We start from the raw sequence: 17,399 nt of genomic DNA, 5'->3' as shown, positions 1-17,399 counted from the left end.
TCAGCGGGTCGGCAGCAGCGCCGGGCCGCGGTCGGCCACCACCGCGCCGATCAGCCGCAGGGCGTCGGCGGCGGGCATCGGGTCCAGGGCCCGGCCGCCGCGCAACCGCAGGGAGACCGCGCCCTCGGCCGCCTCGCGGGGGCCGACGACGGCGGCGTACGGGACCCGGGCGCGGGCCGCGTCGCGGATGCGGGAGCCCAGCGAACCGGCCCCGTCGACCTCGACGCGCAGCCCGGCGGCCAGCGCGTCGCGGGCGAACCGGGCCGCCGCCCCGGCCTGGTCGTCGCCGACGGGCAGCACCACCAGCTGCACCGGGGCGTACCAGGCGGGGAAGGCGCCCTCGTGCACCTCGATCAGGTACGCGAAGAGCCGCTCCATGCTGCCCACGAGGCTGCGGTGCACCATCACCGGTCGACGCCGCGCCCCGGACGCGTCGGTGTACGACAGGTCGAACCGCTCCGGCTTGTCGAAGTCGAGCTGGACGGTGGAGAGGGTGAGCTCCCGGCCGGCGGCGTCCCGCACCTGGATGTCGATCTTCGGGCCGTAGAACGCGGCCTCCCCCGGGGCCTCGGTGAACTCCACCCCGTCGAGCGCGGCGCGCAGCAGTTCCTCCGCCCGCGCCCACTGGGCGTCGTCCCCGACGTACTTCTCCCCCGGCCCGCGCAGCGACAGCCGGAACCCCGCCGGCCGTACGCCGAGCGCGGCGTGCGCCTCGCGGATCAGCCGGAGGATCTCGGCGACCTCCTCGCCCACCTGCTCCAGGGCGCAGAAGTTGTGCGCGTCGTTGAGCGAGATGGCGCGCACCCGGGACAGTCCGCCGAGCACCCCCGAGCGCTCGGCGCGGTACATGCCGCCCAGCTCGGCGATCCGCAGCGGCAGCTCCCGGTAGGAGCGGCCCCGGGCCCGGAACACCAGGGCGTGGTGCGGGCAGAGCGCCGGCCGCAGCACGAACTCGTCGTCGGCGGAGAGCCGCATCGGCGGGAACATGTCGTCGGCGAAGTAGCCGAGATGGCCGGAGAGTTCGAAGAGTTCCCGCCTGCCCAGCGGCGGGGTGGACACGTGCCGGTAGCCGGCGCGGCGTTCCAGCTCGCGGACGTACTCCTCGACGGCGTGCCGGGCGGCGGCACCGGCCGGCAGCCAGAGCGGCAGCCCGGCGCCGGCCAGCGGGTCGGAGGCGAACAGCTCCAGCTCCCGGCCGAGCTTGCGGTGGTCGATCATGTCGCGCTCCTTGATCGGGTACGACCCGGAGTCGACCCGGTCACCGGACGCCGCGAGGCCCCGGGGCGGATCGCCCCGGGGCCTCGTCGACGGTCAGGTCAGTACGGCGCGCCGGGGTCTCCCGGCGTCGTGGTGGATACCGCACTGCGCATGCCGCGACGGTACGGCCCTGCCCGCGGGGACCGCAGCCGGTTTTTCCGGGCGCTCCGGCACGGGGGCGGAAGCGCGGACGGGCACAGGGGCGGGCCGCCGGCACGGGACCTGCCGACGGCCCGCGGCGGCCGCACCGTCAGGAACGGGGGACCCGACGGTCGTGGGGCCGCGCCCCGACAACGGTACGCCGGGGTGCCCCGGTCCGCCGACCCTCGCCGCCGCGCCCATCCGTCACCTGCGGCGGTCTCCGCTCGTTGTGTCCGGTGGCCCTGCCGTGTCGGTGGTCACCACGCGCCAGGGTCCCGCCCCGTGACGCCGGGCGACCCGTCAGGCTCGGTACCCGCAATCGGCCCCGTCCGGCGAGGTGGCAGTCGTGCCCGAACTACTCACTGAGATCGCAACGCCGGCCTGGGCGTACCTCGCACTGCTCGCGCTGCTGGTCGCCGACGCCTTCGTCCCCGTGATCCCCACCCAGGTCGTGATGATCACCGGGGGCGCCCTCACCGTGTACGGCGGGCTGAACCTGCCGGTGACCATCGCCGTCGGCGCGCTCGGCGTCTTCGTCGGGGACCTGGCCTGCTACCTGCTCGGGCGGGGCGCGCCGGACCGCCGGGCGCCGCGCGACGCCCAACGGGGCCGGGCCCGGCGCGTCGCCAGCCGGGTCACCCAGGGGCTGCGCCGACCCGGGCCGCTCGTGATCCTGCTCTGCCGCTTCGTGCCCGGCGGACGGATGGCCGCCTGCTTCTCGGCCGGCCGCAGCCGGTACCCGTACCGCCTCTTCCTGCTCTACGAGGGCCTGGCGGCGCTGGCCTGGGCGACGTACGGCGGACTGGTCGGGCACCTCGGCGGGACGGCGCTCACCGAGTCCGCGTGGCGGCTGGCGCTGATCGCGGGGGTCGCGGCGGCCGGCTTCGCGGCGGCGGGCTGGGCCATGACCGCCGTCGGGGCCCGGCGGGCGGCCGAGTCGGTCGCGGTGCCGGTCGTCGTCGCGGCGAGGCGGGACGCGCCCGGGGCGGAGTGACCGGCCGCCCCGGCGCCGCCTAGGGGTGGTCCCGGGGACCGATCTCGGTGGGCGGCCCGGATCCGTCTGGGGTCCCTCGCGGGACAGGCTGAGCCATGCGCGGAACCCGGAACAGTGGACTGCTGGCCCTCGGCGGGATCGCCCTGGCGACGCTGCTCGCCGTGATCGGCCACGTCGAGGTGAGCGAGAACCTGGACCCGTGGACGCTGACCGTCAGCGACTACGCCGTCTCCGACCGGGGCGGCGTCATCGACGTCGCCATGCTGGTGCTCGCGGCGGCCACCGCCGTGCTCCTGCCCGCCCTGTGGCGCGGCCACCGGCCGGCCGCCGCCGGAGCGGAGCGGGCGGCGGAGGCGTTCCTGGCCGCCTGGGTCGGCGGGCTGCTGCTGGCCGCGGTGGTGCCGACGAACGAGCCCGGCCTGCCCATGGACACCGCCGCCTACGTCCACCGGTACGCCTCGGTGGTCGCCTTCCTGGCGCTGCCGGCCGCCGGTTGGCTGCTCGCCCGACGCCTGCCGGCAGCCGCGGGCCGCCGGGTACGCGGTCTCGCCACGGCCAGCGTGGTCCTGGCGGCGGCGATGGTCTGGTCCGCCTACCCCGGCGACCGGCTGCTGCTCGGCCTGGTCGAGCGCCTGCTGATCCTCACCGAGGTCGCCGTGCTCGTCGTCGTCGCGGTCGCCCTGCTCCGGCGGATCACTCCAGCTCGTGCAGCATGAGCTGGCGGGCGGCCTCGGTGATGGAGCCGGACAGGCTCGGGTAGATCGTGATCGTCTGGGCCAGCTCGTTGACCGTGAGGTTGTTCTCCACCGCCATGGTGATCGGCAGGATCAGCTCGCTCGCCTTCGGCGCCACCACCACACCGCCGATCACCTGCCCGCTGGCCGGGCGGCAGAAGAGCTTGACGAAGCCGTCGGCGAGGCCGTCCATCTTCGCGCGGGCGTTGCCGTCCAGCGGCAGCATGACCTGCCGGGCCGGCACCTTGCCCGAGTCGACCTCGTCCTGCGAGACGCCCACGGTGGCCAGCTCCGGGTCGGTGAACACGTTCGCCGCGACGGTACGCAGCCGCAGCGGCCGGACCGCCTCGCCGAGCGCGTGCCACATCGCGATCCGGCCCTGCATGGCGGCGACGCTGGCCAGCGGCAGCACCCCGGTGCAGTCGCCGGCCGCGTAGATGCCGGGCACGTTGGTCCGGGAGACCCGGTCGACGGTGACGTAGCCGCCCCGGGCCAGCGCGACGCCGTACTCGGCCAGGCCCAGGTCGGCGGTGTTGGGGATGGAGCCGACCGCGATCAGCGCGTGCGAGCCGGCCACCTTCCGGCCGTCGGAGAGCTCGACCTCCACCCCGTCGGCGGTACGCCGGACCGCGTCGGCCCGGGAGTTGTTGAGGATGCTCATGCCCCGGGTGCGGAAGACCCGCTCGATGGCCATGGCCGCGTCGGCGTCCTCGTGCGGCATCACCCGGTCGCGGCTCGACACCAGCGTCACCTGCACGCCCATCGCCAGGTAGGCGCTGGCGAACTCGGCGCCGGTGACACCGGAACCCACCACGATCAGGTGCTCGGGCAGCTCCGGCAGGTCGTACACCTGGCGCCAGGTCAGGATGCGCTCGCCGTCCGGTACGGCGGTGGGCAGCTGGCGCGGCGTGGCGCCGGTGGCGACCAGCACGGTCGACGCGGCGATGGACTGCTCGCCGCCGCCGTCGGTCGGGGTGACGAGCACCCGATGGGTGTGCCCGAGGGTGTCCTCGCCGAGCCGGGCGGTGCCCGACACGAAGGTCACCCCGGCCTTGACCAGCTTGGCGTGGATGTCGGCGGACTGGGCGAGCGCGAGGCGCTTGACCCGCTCGTGCACCGCGCCGGCGTCGACCGTGACCGCCTCCAGGCCGTCGGAGTCCACCCCGAACTCCTCGGTGTCCCGGTAGCCGGTCACCACCTCCGAGCTGGCGATGAAGGTCTTCGACGGTACGCAGTCGGACAGCACGCAGGCCCCGCCGGCGCCCTCGGCCTCCACGACGGTGACATCAGCGTCCAGCTGCGCGGCGACCAGGGCCGCCTCGTAGCCGGCCGGTCCACCGCCGATGATCACGATCCGGCTCACAGGGCCATCCTTTCGTTCGCGACTGCGGGGCTCCGCTCCGCTGCGCTCCTCGCGCTCACCGTGCCCGCCCCCCACCAATGCTCACAGTGACTTTCTTCTCCCGAACGCGTCCGACACGCTCAGTCGTATTCTCCCCCACCCTGCGGGCGGGCTATCGTCATCGCCGTGCGTCATCACGCCGCCTACGGCTCTAACCTCGACCCCGCCCGCATGCGCGCCTACTGTCCGCATTCGCCGATGGTGGGCACCGGCTGGCTGGAAGGCTGGCGGCTCACCTTCGCGGGCGAGGACGTGATCGGCTGGGAGGGCGCAGTCAGCACGGTCGTCGAGTCGCCCGGCGACCGGGTCTTCGTGGCGATCTACGACATCCACCCCTACGACGCCGCCCAGCTCGACGAGCTGGAGGGGGTGACCGCCGGCACGTACCGCAAGCTGCACGTGCGGATCTCCACCCTCGACGGCGACGTGACCGCGTGGATCTACGTCTTCGACGGGTACGAGGGCGGGCTGCCCACGGCGTGGTACCTCTCGGAGATCGCGAACGCCGCCGAGAAGGCGGGCGCGCCGGACGACTACGTCACCGAGCTGCGGTCCCGCCCCACCGGCACCGCGTCGGCCTAGCCCGTACGGTCGGCCCCGCGCGTATCCCACGGCCCCCAGTCTGCTCCGGCACCGGGCGGGGCCCCCATCCGGCCCCGCCCGGCGTCGTCAATCACACACCGGTGGCCGGCACGACCAGCTCGTACATGTCGACCCAGCGCACCTCGCGCAGCCCCACCGACCGGTAGAGCGAGAGCGGGGCGGTCGGGTTGGCCAGGTCGACCCCGAGGCCGACGGTCTCCCGGCCCTTCTCCGCGTACCGGGCGAACGCGTGGTTCAGCAGTGCCGCGCCCACCCCGCGACGCCGGTGACCGGGCAGCACCGCGAGGTTCCTGACCCATCCCTCGTTCCGGTCGAGCGCCTGGTCGGACGACCGGAGTACGCCGGCGGGCTGCCCGTCCACCTCGGCGACGAACCACTCGTCCCAGGCCGTCCCGGGCCTGATGAGGGCCCGCCACCGGTCGTAGCCCGACGGCTCGTAGTCGGGGGTGTCGCGGAAGGCGGTGTCGAAGATCCGGTGGAAGTCGCGCAGCTCCGACTCGTCGCCGGGACGCACCGGCCGGACCGTCACCCCGGGCGGCGGTGGCGGCGGCTCGCCGGGCACCCCCGCCAACGAACGGCGCAGGAGCTGGTACCGCTTGACGAAGTCGAACCCCGCCTCGGTCAGCTCGGCCGCCCACCGGCGCTCGGGCTCGCAGGCGGGGCAGCGCACGGTCAGGTCCGGCAGGCCGCGCTCGGCGGCCCGCGCGGCCACCCGGTCCAGCTGCCGGGCCAGCAGCGGCCCCCGCACCTCCGCGCCCCGGGCCGGGTCGACGAACACGTCGACGAACTCCCGGCCCATCCCGGTCTCGTTCTGCAGGATCGCCCAGGCCACCAGAGCGCCCTCCGGATCGGTCACCACCCAGGAGTCCCGCTCCGGGTCGACGTGCGGCGCGGTGAGCGCGTCGCGCACGTCGTCGGCGTCGAAGTCCGGATAGCCGATGGCGAAGGTGTCGGCGGCGTGCACCACCGCCAGGATCGCCGGTACGTCGTCCAGGGTGGGTCGGCGGGCGTGCCAGCCGGCGGGAAGAGTCACGGGGGCGATCCTGACAGGCGGGCCGGCGGGTCGCCGCCGATTTTCCGGCCCGCCCCGGCGGCCGCGTTCCGGCGCGGGCCGGGTTCCGGCGCGGCGGCTCAGCCCGGGTCGGTCAGGTGGGCCCGGGTCGCGGTGAGCAGCTCCACCAGTTCGGTGCCGTCGGCCGGGCCGAGCGCCGCGAAGGCCGGTGAGGCCAGCCGGTCGGTCACCGCCTCGGCCCAGAGCCGCCTGCGCACCAACGGCCCGACCGGCGGGTACGGCGGCGGCCAGCCGCAGGCGACCGCGCCCGCCTCCCCGTCCGGGCCGGCGAGCACGGCCTCCAGCGGGGTCATCCCGCTGGCCCGGACCGCGATCAGGTGGGCCCCGGCGAAGTGCTCCCGGAGCAGGCGCAGGCCGACGGCCGCCCGGGCGCCGGCCGTCCGGACCGGCACCGGCATGGCGCGCCAGGCCGCGAAGAGCGGCATGCCGCTGGCGTCCGCGGCGTCGACCGCGCGGCTGAGCAGGGCGGCGAGCCGGCTCACCCCGGCGAGGGCGTCGAGCCGCTCCTCGCCCCACCGGCAGCACTCGACCATGGTGGCGGCGGCCACCTCGACCGGCGGGACGACCCGGCGGGCCGCGTCCCAGCCGTCGGCGACCGCTTCGGGGGCCAGGAAGCCGAGGGCGGCGGCGACCGTCTCGGCGCGCACGTCCCCGAGGGCGCCGGCCCGCCCGGTGACGTAGAACGCCCAGCCGGGGATGCCGAGCAGCCGGGCCCGCCGCAGGGTGGTCGGGCAGCGGGTGAAGACGTCGCCGAGGTCCAGCACGATCGGCTTGCTGGCCGCGGCGACCTGTTCCGGCGTCATCCGCCCGCTCCCCGTCCGTCCACAGGGGTCAGTCTGCCGCGCCGCCGCCCGACTCGGCATCCCCCTCTTCGGCGTCGAGGGCCTCCACCGCCGCCTCGACCTCGCCGGCGCGGCGGCGCGCGGCCGTCACCGTGCGTTCCGCCCCGCGCCGGGCCAGCCTCGCCCGGCTCAGGTCCTGCTCGGCGACGGCCCGGCGCCGCTCCAGCTCGGCCAGTTCCGCCTCGATCGCGTCCAGCGCGCCGACGCCGTCGCGCTCGGCCGCCGTCGCGCCGGCCAGCTCCGCCTCGGCGCGTTCCTGGTCGGTACGCGCCCTGGCCAGCTCCTTCTCCAGCGCCCGTCGGCGGCGCGCCCGCTCCGCCCGGGCGGCCCGTTCCGCCTGCTCGGCGCGGAGCGCGGCCCGGTCGACGCCGCCCCGCTGCTTCCCGGTCGGCTCGGGCCGGGGCTCCGGCTCCGGCTCCTCCCCGCCGGTCACCAGCCGCAACTGGGGGCGGGGCACCTCGCCGAAGCCGGCGTACGTGGCGGCCCGCAGCAGCCGGCCGGAGCGGACCTGTTCGGCGACGTCGGTGTCGGCCAGCGCGGCGTTGAGGGTGGCCTCCACCTCGCCCAGCGGCAGCTTCCCGGCCGGCGGGGCCTCCTCCGCCCCGGCCGCCAGCTTGCGTACCTCGGCGACGAGCGCGCCGACCACCGCCCGCCGCTGGGTGGAGAGTTCCCGCAGCCGGGGCCCGCGCAGTTCGCGTTGGGCGGTGCGCAGGGCCTCGGCGAGCTGGGCCAGGTCGGCGACCAGCTCGGGGCGGCGGATGGCGAGCAGGTTGACCAGCCAGGCGGCCACGGTGGGCCGGCGCAGCCGGGCGATCTCCCGGGCGGCCTTCGGGTCGCCGGCGCGGCGGGCCTCGGCGACGGCCTCGTCGCGGATCGCGACGAACCGGTCCGGCGGGGTGGTGTAGAGCCGGTGCACCAGCTCTCGGGGCGGGCCGGGCATCGCCGTCAGGCGTCGATCCGGGTGCCCGGTTCGAGCCGGCGGTACTCCACGTCGGACAGCCGGGTGAAGTTGCCGTTGAGCACGTTGAGCCCGTTGTCGTTGAGCAGCCCGTCGTGCAGCGCGTACGCCCGGCGCGGGGCGACCGCCCGGAGGAAGTCCAGCGACTCGGAGAACTTCGTCCACGGCGCGTGGATCGGCAGGAAGAGCGTGTCGACCTGCGCGTCCTCGGGGACGACCAGGCTGTCCCCGGGGTGGTACACCGTGTCGTTCAGCAGGTACGCCAGGTTGTCGATCACCGGGATGTCGGGGTGGATCACGGCGTGCCGGCCGCCGTGGGCGCGTACCGGCACGCCGGCGGCCGTGAACGCCTGTCCGGGCCGGACCGCGTCGAGCGCCTCGGCGGCGTCGCCCAGGGTGTCGGCCAGTGACGCCGGGCCGTGGATGACGAAGCGCCGTCGGTCGAGCTGCCGGGTGACCGCCTCGACGTCGAGGTGGTCGGGATGCTCGTGGGTGATGAGCACCGCGTCGGCCCCGTCGAGCGCAGCCGGATCGCTGAACACGCCCGGGTCGATGACCAGCACTCCCCCGTCGTGTTCCACCCGCAGGCAGGAGTGGGCGTACTTGGTGAGCTGCATCGTGACTCCAAGATTATCGAATCGTGATGTCCTGAGCGCAGTCTGCCGGAACCGACGTGGGGACGCGTCACGTCTGAGGTATCGCCCCGCACGGGGGCGAGGACGATGGAGGCGGGATGGACGGACGGGATCGGCGACGTCGAGGCGTACGGCTGACGGCCGCCGCGCTGGTGGCGCTGTTCGCGCTCGCGGGTTGCGGCAGCGACGCGCGGGACAACGCCGACAGCGGACCGGCGGCGGCCCCAGCGGAGCGGGACCGGGCCGGTGGCGCGGCGGACCAGGCCGGTGGCGCTGCGGACCCGGCGGGTGGCGCGGCGGAGCGGGGCGGCGGCAAGGCCGAGCAGGGCAGCGGCGCCGGCGCACCGGACCTGCGGGTCGACCAGCGCTCCATCATCTACACGGGCACGATGCGCGTGCAGGTGGACGATGTGGACGAGGCGGCGCGGAGCGCGATCGCCACGGTCACGGCGGCCGGCGGTTTCATCGGCGGCGACCAGCGGCGCAGCGCCGACGCGGACGCGCGGGCCGAGCTGGAGCTGCGGGTGCCGGCGGCGAAGTTCCACGGCGTGGTCGACGAGCTGGCGAAGCTCGGCCGGCAGCAGCGGCGGGAGATCCGCACGGAGGACGTCACCGAGCAGATGGTCGACCTGGACGCGCGGATCACCACGCAGCGCGCCCGGGTGGAGAGCGCCCGCAAGCTGCTGGCCCGGGCCACCTCGATCAGCGATCTGGTGTCGCTGGAGAACGAGCTGTCGCGCCGGGAGGCCGACCTCGCCTCGCTGGAGGCGAAGAAGGAGCGGCTGGCGGACCTGACCAGCCTGTCGACGATCACCGTGTCGCTGGTCGGCCCCGACGCGAGCACCGCCGACGAGGAGACCGAGGTCGGCTTCCTGGTGGGGCTCAAGGGCGGCTGGAAGGTCTTCCTGACCTCGATGACCATCCTGCTGACGGTGCTGGGCGCGGTGCTGCCGTGGCTGCTGGCGATCGGCGTACCGGTGGCGGTGCTGCTGGTGGTGCTGCGCCGGCGGCGGCGTACGGCCCCGCCGGCGATGACGCCGACCGGACCGGCCGCGCCGCTGCCGCCTACCGCGCCGCCGCCAGTGCCCGCAGCGCGGTCTGGACCATGAGTCGTACGCCGACCGGGATGGCCCGTTCGTCCGCGTCGAACGAGGCCCGGTGCAGGTCCACGTTCGGGCCGGAGCGGCCGACGCCCAGCCGGGCGAGCGCGCCGGGGACGTACTCCAGGTACCAGGAGAAGTCCTCGCCGCCCATGCTCTGCGGGGTCTCGGCGACGCCCTCCGGCCCGAGCGCGGCGACGGTGGCGCCGGTCAGGACCTGGATGGCCCGGGAGTCGTTGCACACGGGCGGGCGGCCCCGCAGGTATTCCAGGTCGACGGTGGCACCGGTCGGCGCGACGACGTCGCGGACCACCTGACCCACGATCTTGGGGGCCAGCTCCCAGGTGTCGCGGTCCATCACCCGCAGGGTGCCGGAGGCGCACGCCTCGGAGGGGATGACGTTGTAACGGGTGCCGGCCGAGGCGTGGCCGAAGACCAGCAGCAGCCCGCTGTTGGCCGGCACCCGGCGGCTGACCAGGGCCGGCACCTCGGTGATCAGGCGGCCCAGCGCGTCCACCAGGTCGACGGTCAGGTGCGGGCGGGCGGTGTGCCCGCCCGGGCCGGTGAGCCGGACGGTGACGTTGTCGGCGGCGGCGGTGATCGGGCCGACCCGCAGGCCGATCTGCCCGACCGGCAGGTTGGGGTCGCAGTGCAGCGCGAAGATCTGCACCACGTCGTCCAGGCCGCCGGCCTCGATGACCTCCAGCGAGCCGCAGGGCAGGATCTCCTCGGCGGGCTGGAAGATCAGCCGGACCCGGCCGGGCAGCTCGCCGAGGTCGGCGAGTTGGGCCAGCAGCATGCCGACGCCGAGCATCACGGTGGTGTGCACGTCGTGGCCGCAGGCGTGGCAGACGCCGTCCACCGTGGAGCGGTACGGCACGTCCTTCGAGTCGGTCAGCGGCAGGGCGTCGATGTCGGCGCGCAGCGCGACCACCGGGCCGTCGGGGCGGCCGTCGATGTCGCAGATGACCCCGTTGCCCTTCGGCAGCAGCCGCGGCCTCAGCCCGGCCAGGGTGAGCTCCCGGGCGATCAGGGCGGCCGTCTCGAACTCCTCGCCGGAGAGCTCCGGGTGGGAGTGGAGGTGGCGACGGGTGGCGATCAGCCCGGGCACCCGGAGGGCGAGCAGGTGGTCCAGCTCGAACGGCAGGGGCTGGGAGCCGGCCGGCGCCTCCGGCCAGGACGACGCCAGCTGGTTGCCGGTGGGCAGCGTCAACGCACTCGTCACGTCGAAATCTCGTTCGCTAGAGATGGATGGATCATCAGGAACAGCAGACAGCCTAGACCTCCGACGGTGACGCTGCGCAACGTCGTTCCGGTAGCCGTCGGACCGCGCAGCGTCACGTATGCCCTGCTCGGAGCGCTCGTAGATCTGCGGGACAGCAGGTAGATCGCGGTCGAACGCCGTCATCCGCCCCCCACCTCCTACAACGCGTAATCGGCCCGGCCGCCGCGAAATCGATGCCGATCGCAGAGGCCGCTTTTCCGAATTGTCGCATTAGTCGGTCACACCGACGGACACTCCGACAATTACCCGACCATCGCCCGAGCGAGGGCACCCGAGACGGTCACACACCCCGTCGCCGACCAACCGCACACCGTGTGCGTCCACGTCCACCCGGTCGGGTTACCCCCGAACCCGTCCGGCACACGCCGTGGCCGGTCGGCCACGTCGCCCCGCACCGCGCGCGGCCCTCCGGCGGCGTCGCCGGGACTGCTCCACGCGCCCGCGCCGCCGATGGGCGGCCAGCGTCTGCTCCGACTGTAGCGCTCCGCCCCGCACGCCCGCGACCAGCAGGAACGCGCCGTGGGCGGGTCGTTACCCGGACGTGCACCGGCCGGTTACGGCGCACGGGTGAAGCGGCGCCGCACCGGACGCCGACGGCCGCCCGCCCCCGACGCGGCGGGAGGTCGGACGGCCGTCGGCCGACGTGATCAGAACCGGTCGCTCGGGCGGTACAGCCCCCACACCTGGCGCAGGGTGCCGCAGACCTCGCCCACCGTGGCGCGGGCCCGCAGCGCATCCCGCATCGGGTAGAGCACGTTCTCCGTGCCCTCGGCGGCGGCCCGCAGCTCAGCCAGTCCCCGCTCGACCGCCCCGGCGTCGCGCTCGGCGCGCAGCCGCGCCAGCCGCTCGGCCTGCGCCGCCTCGATCGTCGGGTCGACCCGCAGCGGCTCGTACGGCTCCTCCTCGTCGACGGTGAACCGGTTGAGGCCCACCACCACCCGCTCGCCGGAGTCGATCTCCTGCGCGATCCGGTACGCGGACTGCTCGATCTCCCGCTTCTGGAAGCCCGCCTCGATGGCGTCGACCGCCGAGCCGTGGTCGGCCACCCGCTCCATCAGCTCGGTCGCCGCCGCCTCGATCTCGGCGGTCATCGCCTCCACCACGTACGAGCCGGCGAACGGGTCGACGGTGGCGGTCAGGTCCGTCTCGTACGCCAGCACCTGCTGGGTCCGCAGCGCCAGCCGGGCCGCCTTCTCGGTGGGCAGCGCGATCGCCTCGTCGAAGCTGTTGGTGTGCAGCGACTGGGTGCCGCCGAGCACCGCGCCGAGGCCCTGCACCGCCACCCGGACCAGGTTGACCTCCGGCTGCTGGGCGGTGAGCTGCACGCCCGCGGTCTGGGTGTGGAAGCGCAGCATCATCGACTTCGGGTTCTTGGCGCCGAAGTCGTCGCGCATCAGCCGGGCCCAGATCCGGCGGGCGGCCCGGAACTTCGCCACCTCCTCCAGCAGGGTGGTGCGGGCGACGAAGAAGAACGACAGCCGGGGCGCGAAGTCGTCCACGGCCAGGCCGGCCTCCAGCGCGGCCCGGACGTACTCGACGCCGTTGGCCAGGGTGAACGCGATCTCCTGCGCGGGCGACGCGCCGGCCTCGGCCATGTGGTAGCCGGAGATGGAGATGGTGTTCCACTTCGGCACCTCCTTGCGGCAGTAGCCGAAGGTGTCGGCGACCAGCCGCAGCGAGGGCTTCGGCGGGAAGATGTACGTCCCGCGGGCGATGTACTCCTTCAGGATGTCGTTCTGGATCGTGCCGTTGAGGGCCGAGCCGGCGACCCCGTTCTCCTCGGCCACGAGCTGGTAGAGCAGGAGCAGCACCGAGCCGGGCGCGTTGATGGTCATCGAGGTCGAGACCTTGTCGAGCGGGATGCCGTCGAAGAGCAGCCGCATGTCGTCGATCGAGTCGATGGCCACCCCGACCTTGCCCACCTCGCCGTGCGCGATCGGGTCGTCGGAGTCGTAGCCCATCTGCGTCGGCAGGTCGAAGGCCACGGAGAGACCCATCGTGCCGGCCCGCAACAACTGGTGGTAGCGCGCGTTGGACTCGGTGGCGGTGCCGAAGCCGGCGTACTGGCGCATCGTCCAGGGGCGGGAGGTGTACATGGTGGGGTAGACCCCGCGCGCGTACGGAAACTCGCCCGGGCCGCCGAGCCGGGAATCCAGGTCCTCCGGAAGGTCCGCGGCCGTGTAGACGCCCTTGATCGGAAAACCGGACTCGCTTGACCGCGGTTCGCTCATTAGCGGATGGTAGGACGCGCGACGGCGTCGGCGGGTGAGGGATACCGCACACCGGGCGACACGTCGACGGGCATCGACGAGAGGTGAACGCTCGGACACGTACCGTCCAGTTCGACAAACGTCCGCCGCGTCGGGTTTCGCATCGGGCGTCGGAACCAGCAAGATAGGGGGGTTGTGTCCCAGCCCCCCTCGAATTCCCCCGGTGGCTTTTCTGTGACTCAGATCCCGACGTGGAGCGGCGGACCAGTCAGTTCCCCCAACGGACGCGCGACGCCCGGCACGACCATCGGCGAGCGCTACTCGCTGCGCTCGGCGGTGGGCAACGGCGGCATGGGCACGGTCTGGCGTGCCACGGACACACTCCTGCGGCGGGACGTGGCCGTCAAGGAGGTCGTCCTGCCCCCGGGGCTGGCCCCCAGCGACCGCGACGCCATGTACGAGCGCACCCTTCGCGAGGCCCGCGCGGCGGCGGCCATCCAGCACCCGGCCGTCGTCCAGGTCTACGACGTGGTCACCGAGGGCGGCCGGCCGTGGATCGTGATGGAGCTGCTCGACGCCCGCAGCCTCGCAGACATGGTGATCGAGGACGGGCCGGTCGCGCAGCGGGTGGTCGCCAAGATCGGCATCGCCCTGCTCGGCGCGCTGGAGGTGGCGCACGCGATCGGCGTGCTGCACCGCGACGTCAAGCCGGCCAACGTGCTGATCTGCGCCGACGGGCGCTGCGTGCTGACCGACTTCGGCGTGGCCCGGATGCCCACCGACGTGCAGCTCACCACCCCCGGGATGGTGCTCGGCTCGCCGCACTTCATCTCCCCCGAGCGGGCGATGGGCCAGGAGTTCGGCCCGCCGAGCGACCTATTCTCGCTGGGCGTCACGCTCTACACGGCGGTGGAGGGGCGGCCCCCGTTCGACAAGGGCGACCCGATCGAGACCATGCACGCCGTGGTCGAGGACCCGCCCGCCCCGCCGCAGCGCAGCGGGCCGCTGGCCCGGGTGCTGATGGGCTTGTTGGAGAAGGACCCGGCCCGCCGCCTCGACGTGCACACCGCCCGGGCCATGCTGCGCGAGCTGCTCGCCGGCCCGCTTACCAGCAACGCCGCCGCCGTGAACTCGGTGACCGACCCCTACTCGGTGGTCCCGGTGCAGCGGCCCGTGCCGACCACGCCGGCCGCCGAGCCGGAGCAGCCGAAGCCGAGCGGGCAGATCGGCGGCCGGGCGATGCTCAACCCCGGCGAGTCGCTCACCGACCGGCTGGCGGCGCTGCGCCGGGGCGAGCGCCCCGCGCAGGCCGCCCTCGCCGCAAGCCCCGCCGCGATGGACGACACCAGCGCCGACGCCCTGGCCGGGCCGCTGCACACCCCCACCGGCGCGATGCCCGCGCCGAGCGGGTCCACGCCGGCCGGCCGCACCTACGGCGGCGCCGAGGCGACCCAGCGGATGACGTCCGGCGGGTCGGACGCCACCCAGCAGCTGCGCACCAACGCCGCCGGCCTGGTCGGCTTCAGCGGCCCGACCGAGGCGACCCAGCGGGTGAAGGCGGGCACGCCCACCTTCGGCACCCCGCCGGAGGCCACCCAGCGGGTGGGCGTCGGAGCGCCCGTCTTCGGCGCACCGCCGCCGGAGGCCACCCAGCACCTCGGCGGCACCTACGGCGGCGGCCAGTGGTCGGTACCGGGCACCGGGCAGCCGTGGGCGACCCCCGCCACCGCGCCCGCCACGAGCGACTCGGGCGGTGGCTTCGGCGGCCGGGTCGGCGCCGTCGGCAACCAGCTCGTCGGCACCGTCAAGGGCTGGCCGCGCAAGGTGCAGCTCGCCGCCGCCGGCGGCCTGGCCGCACTGCTGCTGATCGGGGCGGTCGTCCTCTTCACCGGCGGCGACGACCCGGCGCCGACCGTCCCGCAGGCCGCCCCGACGTCGCAGGCCCCGGCCGCCGGCGTGCCCGAGATGAAGGAGCACACCGGCAAGGGCGTACGGGTCATGGTGCCGCAGGGCTGGGAGATCAAGAGCGCCGGCAACTGGGTGGACTACGTCGACCCGGAGGACGAGGGCCGCAAGGTCCGGATCCTGGTGGAGGACTTCCGCACCAACTCGATGCGCTGGGCCGAGGTCGCCGAGGACGGTCTGAAGAACCGCTCCAAGTCCTGCGCCAAGCCGTACGCCCAGCTCGCCATGAACGAGGTGCAGTGGGTCGGCAAGGCGGCGGCCGAGTTCGAGTACACCTGCGGCGAGGGCGAGGCCAAGCGGCACGGCGTGTGGCGCGGCGTGGTCCACGAGGGCAAGGTCTACTCGTTCTACCTCACCTCGACCGACACGAAGTTCGCCGACAGCCGGCCGATCTTCGACGAGATGGTGAAGTCGTTCCAGCTCACCGAGGCCGGCTGAGCCCGGGGGAAGCGCGGTGGTGATCCGCCGGCGTGCTATCAAGAGACATGCCGGCGGAAACCACTGACATCGACGACATTCGCGAGCAAGCACGGCGCTGGCTCGACGACGATCCCGACCCGGCCAGCCGGGAGGAGTTGCGGGCGGTGCTCGACCGCCTGCCGGCGAGCGCCCCGGAGCTGGCCGACCGCTTCGCCGGCCCGCTGACCTTCGGCACGGCCGGGCTGCGCGGCCCGCTGCGCGCCGGCCCCAACGGGATGAACCTCGCGGTGGTCACCCGGGCCGCCGCCGGGCTGGTCGGCTGGCTCGCCGCCCAGGGCGGCTCCGGCCCGCTGGTGATCGGGTACGACGCCCGGCACGGTTCCCGCGAGTTCGCCGAGCGGACCGCCCAGGTCGCCACCGGCGTGGGACGCCCGGCGCTGCTGCTGCCCCGCCCGCTGCCCACCCCCGTGCTCGCGTACGCGGTGCGCCACCTCGGGGCGGTCGCCGGGGTGATGGTGACCGCCAGCCACAACCCGCCGCAGGACAACGGCTACAAGGTCTACCTCGGCGCGGAACTGGGCGGGACGCTCGGCGACGGCGCCCAGATCGTGCCCCCGGCCGACGCCGGCATCGAGGCCGCGATCCGGTCGGTCGGGTCGCTGGCCGAGGTGCCCCTCGGGCCGGCCGGTCAGGTGCTCGGCGACGACCTGGTGGCCTCCTACGTGGAGCGGGCCGCCGCCGTCATCGACCCGGACGGGTCGCGCGACCTGGCGGTGGCGTACACGCCGCTGCACGGGGTGGGCGCGGCGGTGCTCACCGCGGCGTTCGCCCGCGCGGGCTTCCCCGTGCCCGGTGTGGTGCCCGAGCAGGCCGAGCCGGACCCCGCGTTCCCGACCGTCTCCTTCCCCAACCCGGAGGAGCCGGGGGCGGTGGACCGGCTGGTCGCGCTGGCCGAGGCGACCGGCGCGGACATCGCCATCGCCAACGACCCCGACGCGGACCGCTGCGCGGTGGCCGTCCGGGACACCGGTCCCGCGGTGAGCACGCAGGCAGCGGTCGCCGGCCCGGATCAGGCGGTGGGGAACCCGCCCGGCTGGCGGATGCTGCGCGGCGACGAGGTGGGTGTGCTGCTGGCCGACCACCTCATGCGGCGCGGCGTGACCGGCCTGTACGCCACCACGATCGTGTCGTCGTCGCTGCTGCGGGCGATGTGTGCCGCCCGGGGCCTGCCGTACGACGAGACGCTGACCGGGTTCAAGTGGATCGTCCGGGCCGGCGGCGGGACCCAGCCGCTGGTCTTCGGCTACGAGGAGGCGCTCGGCTACTGCGTCGCCCCGGAGCACGTACGCGACAAGGACGGCATCACCGCCGCGCTGACCGTGGCGGAGCTGGCCGCCGGGCTCAAGGCGCAGGGGCGCACCCTGACCGACCGGCTGGACGAGCTGGCCGCCGAGTTCGGCGTGCACCACACGGACCAACTCTCCGTACGGGTGGACGACCTGCGGCTGATCGCCGACGCGATGGCCCGGATCCGGGCCGCCACCCCGACGACGCTGCTCGGGCAGCCGGTCACCGAGGCGCAGGACCTGCTCCCCGAGGCGGACGTGGTGATCCTGCGCACCGGCACCGCCCGGGTGGTGATCCGCCCCTCGGGCACCGAGCCGAAGCTCAAGGCGTACCTGGAGGTGGTGGAACCGGTGGCGGACGGGGACGTCGCCGCGGCCCGCGCCCGCGCCACCGCCGCGGTAGCCACCCTCCGCACGGAAATGGCCACCACCCCT

Annotated in this window: 14 protein-coding genes; 6 read left to right on the top strand and 8 right to left on the bottom strand. The window is 74.7% G+C overall.

What is annotated here, in order from left to right; all coding sequences use genetic code 11:
• Positions 1–1,218, bottom strand: coding sequence for a threonine--tRNA ligase (gene thrS / locus F6X68_RS19520; protein ID WP_151455645.1), 1,218 nt, complete (start codon positions 1,216–1,218; stop codon positions 1–3).
• 526 nt (positions 1,219–1,744) lie between these two features.
• On the opposite strand from thrS, the gene F6X68_RS19515 reads away from it, so the two are divergent.
• Together F6X68_RS19515 and F6X68_RS19510 are read left to right on the top strand one after the other, a co-directional pair.
• Positions 1,745–2,392 (top strand): DedA family protein, encoded by a 648-nt coding sequence (locus tag F6X68_RS19515; RefSeq protein ID WP_151455644.1) that lies wholly within the window; start codon positions 1,745–1,747, stop codon positions 2,390–2,392.
• 95 nt (positions 2,393–2,487) lie between these two features.
• A complete protein-coding gene (locus F6X68_RS19510) occupies positions 2,488–3,108 on the top strand; it encodes a DUF998 domain-containing protein (protein WP_151455643.1) in 621 nt (206 codons plus the stop codon).
• On the opposite strand, the gene F6X68_RS19505 is transcribed toward F6X68_RS19510, so the two are convergent.
• Positions 3,086–4,489: an NAD(P)H-quinone dehydrogenase gene (locus tag F6X68_RS19505; RefSeq protein WP_151455642.1), complete on the bottom strand. Its 1,404-nt coding sequence runs from the start codon at positions 4,487–4,489 to the stop codon at positions 3,086–3,088. The genes F6X68_RS19510 and F6X68_RS19505 overlap by 23 nt on opposite strands.
• A gap of 165 nt (positions 4,490–4,654) precedes the next feature.
• Between F6X68_RS19505 and F6X68_RS19500 the strand changes: the two genes are divergently transcribed.
• Positions 4,655–5,110, top strand: coding sequence for a gamma-glutamylcyclotransferase (locus F6X68_RS19500; RefSeq protein ID WP_132233291.1), 456 nt, complete (start codon positions 4,655–4,657; stop codon positions 5,108–5,110).
• Positions 5,111–5,201: 91 nt separating this feature from the next.
• On the opposite strand, the gene F6X68_RS19495 is transcribed toward F6X68_RS19500, so the two are convergent.
• From F6X68_RS19495 to F6X68_RS19480, 4 genes are all read right to left on the bottom strand, one after another.
• The gene (locus F6X68_RS19495) at positions 5,202–6,164 is read right to left on the bottom strand and encodes a GNAT family N-acetyltransferase (protein ID WP_151455641.1); all 963 of its coding nucleotides are present in this window, start codon (positions 6,162–6,164) and stop codon (positions 5,202–5,204) included.
• Between the two features lie 98 nt (positions 6,165–6,262).
• Entirely contained in the window at positions 6,263–7,006 is a 744-nt protein-coding gene (locus F6X68_RS19490; RefSeq protein WP_132233287.1) for a hypothetical protein, read from the bottom strand.
• Between the two features lie 28 nt (positions 7,007–7,034).
• Positions 7,035–7,985, bottom strand: coding sequence for a hypothetical protein (locus F6X68_RS19485; protein WP_151455640.1), 951 nt, complete (start codon positions 7,983–7,985; stop codon positions 7,035–7,037).
• A gap of 5 nt (positions 7,986–7,990) precedes the next feature.
• A complete protein-coding gene (locus F6X68_RS19480) occupies positions 7,991–8,620 on the bottom strand; it encodes an MBL fold metallo-hydrolase (RefSeq protein ID WP_151455639.1) in 630 nt (209 codons plus the stop codon).
• A gap of 116 nt (positions 8,621–8,736) precedes the next feature.
• Between F6X68_RS19480 and F6X68_RS19475 the strand changes: the two genes are divergently transcribed.
• Positions 8,737–9,747, top strand: coding sequence for a DUF4349 domain-containing protein (locus F6X68_RS19475; protein WP_151455638.1), 1,011 nt, complete (start codon positions 8,737–8,739; stop codon positions 9,745–9,747).
• Here F6X68_RS19475 and F6X68_RS19470 read toward each other — a convergent pair.
• Together F6X68_RS19470 and F6X68_RS19465 are read right to left on the bottom strand one after the other, a co-directional pair.
• Positions 9,704–10,963: an amidohydrolase gene (locus F6X68_RS19470; protein ID WP_151455637.1), complete on the bottom strand. Its 1,260-nt coding sequence runs from the start codon at positions 10,961–10,963 to the stop codon at positions 9,704–9,706. The genes F6X68_RS19475 and F6X68_RS19470 overlap by 44 nt on opposite strands.
• 707 nt (positions 10,964–11,670) lie before the next feature.
• Positions 11,671–13,254 (bottom strand): methylmalonyl-CoA mutase, encoded by a 1,584-nt coding sequence (locus F6X68_RS19465; protein ID WP_151455636.1) that lies wholly within the window; start codon positions 13,252–13,254, stop codon positions 11,671–11,673.
• Between the two features lie 213 nt (positions 13,255–13,467).
• Here F6X68_RS19465 and F6X68_RS19460 point away from each other — a divergent pair, with 213 nt between their 5' ends.
• Together F6X68_RS19460 and F6X68_RS19455 are read left to right on the top strand one after the other, a co-directional pair.
• Positions 13,468–15,636: a serine/threonine-protein kinase gene (locus tag F6X68_RS19460; RefSeq protein ID WP_151455635.1), complete on the top strand. Its 2,169-nt coding sequence runs from the start codon at positions 13,468–13,470 to the stop codon at positions 15,634–15,636.
• A 47-nt stretch (positions 15,637–15,683) separates the two neighbouring features.
• A partial coding sequence (locus tag F6X68_RS19455; RefSeq protein ID WP_151455634.1) for a phospho-sugar mutase occupies positions 15,684–17,399 on the top strand: 1,716 nt, incomplete at its 3' end.

This window comes from Micromonospora sp. AMSO12t, assembly GCF_008806585.1.
Taxonomy (GTDB): domain Bacteria; phylum Actinomycetota; class Actinomycetes; order Mycobacteriales; family Micromonosporaceae; genus Micromonospora; species Micromonospora reichwaldensis.
Note: the sequence above shows the minus strand (reverse complement) of the source record. Positions and strands in the feature narration are given on the sequence as shown.